General features: G+C 57.2%; 3 protein-coding genes. 1 reads left to right on the top strand and 2 read right to left on the bottom strand.

Going from position 1 to position 3,897, the window contains the following annotated elements; genetic code table 11:
* The coding region (ilvB, locus tag H5U08_RS12330; protein ID WP_297033459.1) for a biosynthetic-type acetolactate synthase large subunit at window positions 1–1,485 on the bottom strand (1,485 nt) is incomplete at its 3' end.
* Window positions 1,486–1,788: 303 nt separating this feature from the next.
* On the bottom strand, window positions 1,789–2,496 hold the full coding sequence (locus tag H5U08_RS12335) for a PTS sugar transporter subunit IIA (RefSeq protein WP_297033462.1): 708 nt from the start codon (window positions 2,494–2,496) through the stop codon (window positions 1,789–1,791).
* 401 nt (window positions 2,497–2,897) lie between these two features.
* On the opposite strand from H5U08_RS12335, the gene H5U08_RS12340 reads away from it, so the two are divergent.
* Window positions 2,898–3,897 (top strand): Gfo/Idh/MocA family oxidoreductase (locus H5U08_RS12340; protein ID WP_297033465.1); only part of this gene is annotated, 1,000 nt, incomplete at its 3' end.

A 3,897-nucleotide genomic window follows, 5' to 3' on the forward strand; every position in this document is an offset into this window, starting at 1 on the left:
GACCACCATCCCCAGGTGCTGATTGTTGAGAAGGAGGACCTTGACGGGAACTTTCTCGCAGTAGCAGGTGGCCATCTCCTGAATATTCATGAGAAAACTTCCGTCACCATCGATGTCGATGACAAGTTTATCCGGATGGGCAATCTTGGCACCGATGGCCGCAGGCAGCCCAAACCCCATTGTTCCAAGACCGAGGCTCGACAGCCACGTCCGCGGTTTGCGGAATTTGTAAAACTGCGCTGCCCACATCTGATGCTGGCCAACACCGGTGGTAATGATGGTGTCACGATCTTTGGTGAGTTTCCAAAGCTCGTAAATGGCCTGTTGCGGGAGAATCGCTTCGGGATGTTCCCGGTACCGGAAGGGTTCTGTCTCCTTCCAATGTTTAATCTTTGCATGCCATTCGGAAATATCCTCGGGTGGTTCGATGATCTTATTGAGTTCTTCGAGGGCGTATTTGAGGTCGCTCACGATGCCGATGTGAGCGTGCTTCACTTTATTGAGCTCCGAAGGATCGATATCGATGTGGACGATTGTGGCGTACTTGGCGAATTCGCTGACTTTTCCCGTGACCCTATCGTCAAACCGCACACCAAAGGCGAGGAGCAGGTCGCACTCCGCCACCGCGTAATTGGCGTAGATGCTTCCATGCATGCCCAGCATGTCAAGCGAGAGCGGGTGATCACCCGGAAATCCGCCCAGGCCCATGGCCGTCATCGCCACAGGGATGGACGTCTTTTCAGCAAACTCGCGGAGGGCATCGGCCGCACCGGATGTGATGACACCGCCGCCTGCATAAATGACCGGTCGCCGCGCCTTTTTCACCACCCGGGCCACTTCGCGCAGCTCTTCCGGCCGCGCGAGACGCGGGATCGGCTTGTAGCCCGGCAGGTCCATCGGGACGTCGTAATCAGGAACGGTTTGGGCAATCTGCACGTTTTTGGGAATATCAATCAGAACTGGACCGGGACGTCCCGTGCTGGCCACGTAGAATGCCTCTTTGAACACGCGGGCAAGGTCATTGACGTCCGTCACGAGATAGTGGTGTTTTGTGATGCTCCGGCTCACCTCAACGGTGGGGGTTTCCTGGAAAGCATCGGTCCCGATGACAGACGTCCCCACCTGGCCGGTGATCGCGATGATCGGTACGCTGTCCAGCTTGGCGTCGGCCAGGGGAGTGATGGCGTTAGTTGCCCCCGGACCGCTGGTGGTCATGAACACGCCGACCTTCCCGGTGGACCGGGCATATCCCTGAGCCGCGAACCCGCCGCCCTGCTCGTGTCGCGGAAGCACGACGCGGATCTTATCCCGGTATCTGGTAAGGGCCTGATGAATGGGCATACTGGCCCCCCCGGGATAAGCAAACACCACTTCCACTCCGTGATTAACGAGCGACTGCACAACGATCTCAGCGCCGCTGACCGGTTCGCGTTTCACTTCGATCTGGGGACTTTGAGTTTGTGGCGCTTTCGTTGCCGTGCTCACTGGTTTTCACTCCTTTCCCGGCTCTGACTGAAGTTTTGCTGAAAATAGACCCAAACTCAGTCCGTACCTTCGAACCCTCAATCGCCAGAGATAACAATCTGGTGCGAAATTGAGCGAGGGACGCTGCGGTTTGCTGTACCCCTGCATTGATCAAAGATACGGCGTAGCCCGGCTCTTTTCAATGATTACTCACCCAGGAAATGATCACATGGCACGCGGTATACCGTCTTTGTGTCTCAGAAGGAACACTCACGTCTGGTCCAATAGGACAGGTGCTGGGGAGTCTTTGGTTCGCGCAATTCTTTACAGCGCAGACTCCGTATCCGCGATAAGACGCCGGATGGCCTCCGGGTCATTGAGCTCCCTCAGTTGGGGGAGAAAGCTGGGCTGCGCGAGGAGCCGGCTGAGACGCGCGAGCGTCCGGAGGTGCCCCCGGTCATCCACAGAGCAAATCAAAAAGAAACAGTCTGTCAGGGTTCCGGACTCACTTCCGAACGGAATTCCGCTTGCTGTTCTCCCGAATGCGAGGAACGGCTGACCGAGAATCCGGCTGAGTGGACGTCGCGGGTGCAGCAGGGCGACGCCGTTTTCCAACGCTGTGGGGTGCATCTCTTCGCGGGCGAGAACCGCCTCGGCCATCGCCTCAGGATCCCAGAGCCAGCCTGTTCGGGCAGCAATTTCCGTCATTCTTCGGATCACGGCGATCCGCGTCTTCGCCGCCAATGGGACTTCAATCGCCTCCGGCGGGAGCATCTCGGCAATGGAAATTTCGCTACCCGGACTCGCCTTGTTCCGGAGTTGCTGTTCCATCTCCGCCAGATCTTCGTCCTCCGTTGCCAATCCAATGCGGCGCTCCAGCCAGTGGTGGATTTCCGCTCGCGAAAATCGCCACTGACCGGCGACTTTACGTCCAGGAATTTTGCCGCGTTCGGCCAGCCGTTGCACCTGCTGGGGCGTCAGGTGCAGATAAGCGGCAAGTGACGCAAGGTCAAAATCTTCTGTTTCCGACATCTGGCCTATCCCCTGTGTTTGTCCCAACCTCTGTAAAGTTGCGCACGTGTGAGATTCTGTCAGAATGCGAACGGCTCAAACCACCGTCTCGCACGCTGAGCGTAACTCCCATCGATTCCCAAGACCCCGATGGCGATAACTTTGATTGTCGACTACGATGGGGTGATGGTCTATCCAGGGCAGCTGCGTCAAATTTTTCATCGAACGAATCGCGTGGGCGTCAAATACCAATCCAGATAAAGTTGGCAAACCGGGGTGAGCTTGCGGAAGTAAGGGATTGTCGCTCAGGAGAACCGGTCTTTGGGCCTCTTGCAAAGTTGACAGAATAAGTTATAACGGCGAACCAAAGGACTAGTCGTATTTTGCAACACGGTGATTGTCGGCATATGGAGGAACAGCTCATGGACACCATCAATGTCGCGTTGATCGGTCAGGGGTTTATGGGACGATCCCACTCCAATGCATGGGGGCAGGTGGCCAAGTTCTTCAAGCCGCCCATCAAGCCGATCATGCATACCTCCTTCGGGCAACCGGGCGTGGATCCTGACCCGGCGGGCTTCGCGGCGAACTGGGGCTGGAAGAACGTTTCCACTGACTGGGAATCAGTGGTGAAAAACCCCGAAATCGGTCTCGTGGACATTGTCACGCCCAACTACATGCATGCGCCGGTGGCCAAGGCCGCTATCGCTGCGGGCAAACACGTTGCCTGTGAAAAGCCCATCGCGGGAACGCTTGCTGACGCCCGGGAAATGGTGGAGGCGGCCAAGAAAGCGAATGTGAAGACGTTCGTGTGGTTCAACTATCGCCGGTGCCCTGCCGTGGCGCTCGCCCACTTGCTGGTCAAGCAGGGAAAACTCGGCGAGATTCGGCATGTCCGCGCTGCCTATCTCCAGGACTGGGCCGACGAAAACGTGCCGCTCGTTTGGCGGTTCGACAAGAATCTCGCGGGTTCCGGTGCCCACGGGGACTTGAACGCTCACATTGTGGATATGACACGGTTTGTAACGGGGCTGGAAATTACCGAGATTGCCGGGGCCATCGCAGAAACATTCATCAAGAAGCGGAAGTTGCCCAGCGCGGGATCGACCGGTGCGATCGTCTCGGGTGGAGCCGGCAAGGAGGAATGGGGCGACGTTACAGTGGACGATACCGTCCTGTTCCTGGCGCGATTCTCCAACGGTGCGGTCGCCAGCTTCGAGGCAGCACGCCAGGCCACCGGAAATCAAAACCGCAATATGTTCGAAATCAATGGAACAAAAGGGGCGCTTAAGTTCGATTTCGAGCGGATGAACGAGTTGCTCTTCTATGATGCCACCCTGCCTCGCGCGGTCCAGGGTTGGACGAATATCATGGTCACACATGCTCCGGATCACCCGTATGTCGCCAACTGGTGGCCGGACG

The organism is Thermogutta sp. (genome assembly GCF_014359955.1).
Classification (GTDB): domain Bacteria; phylum Planctomycetota; class Planctomycetia; order Pirellulales; family Thermoguttaceae; genus Thermogutta.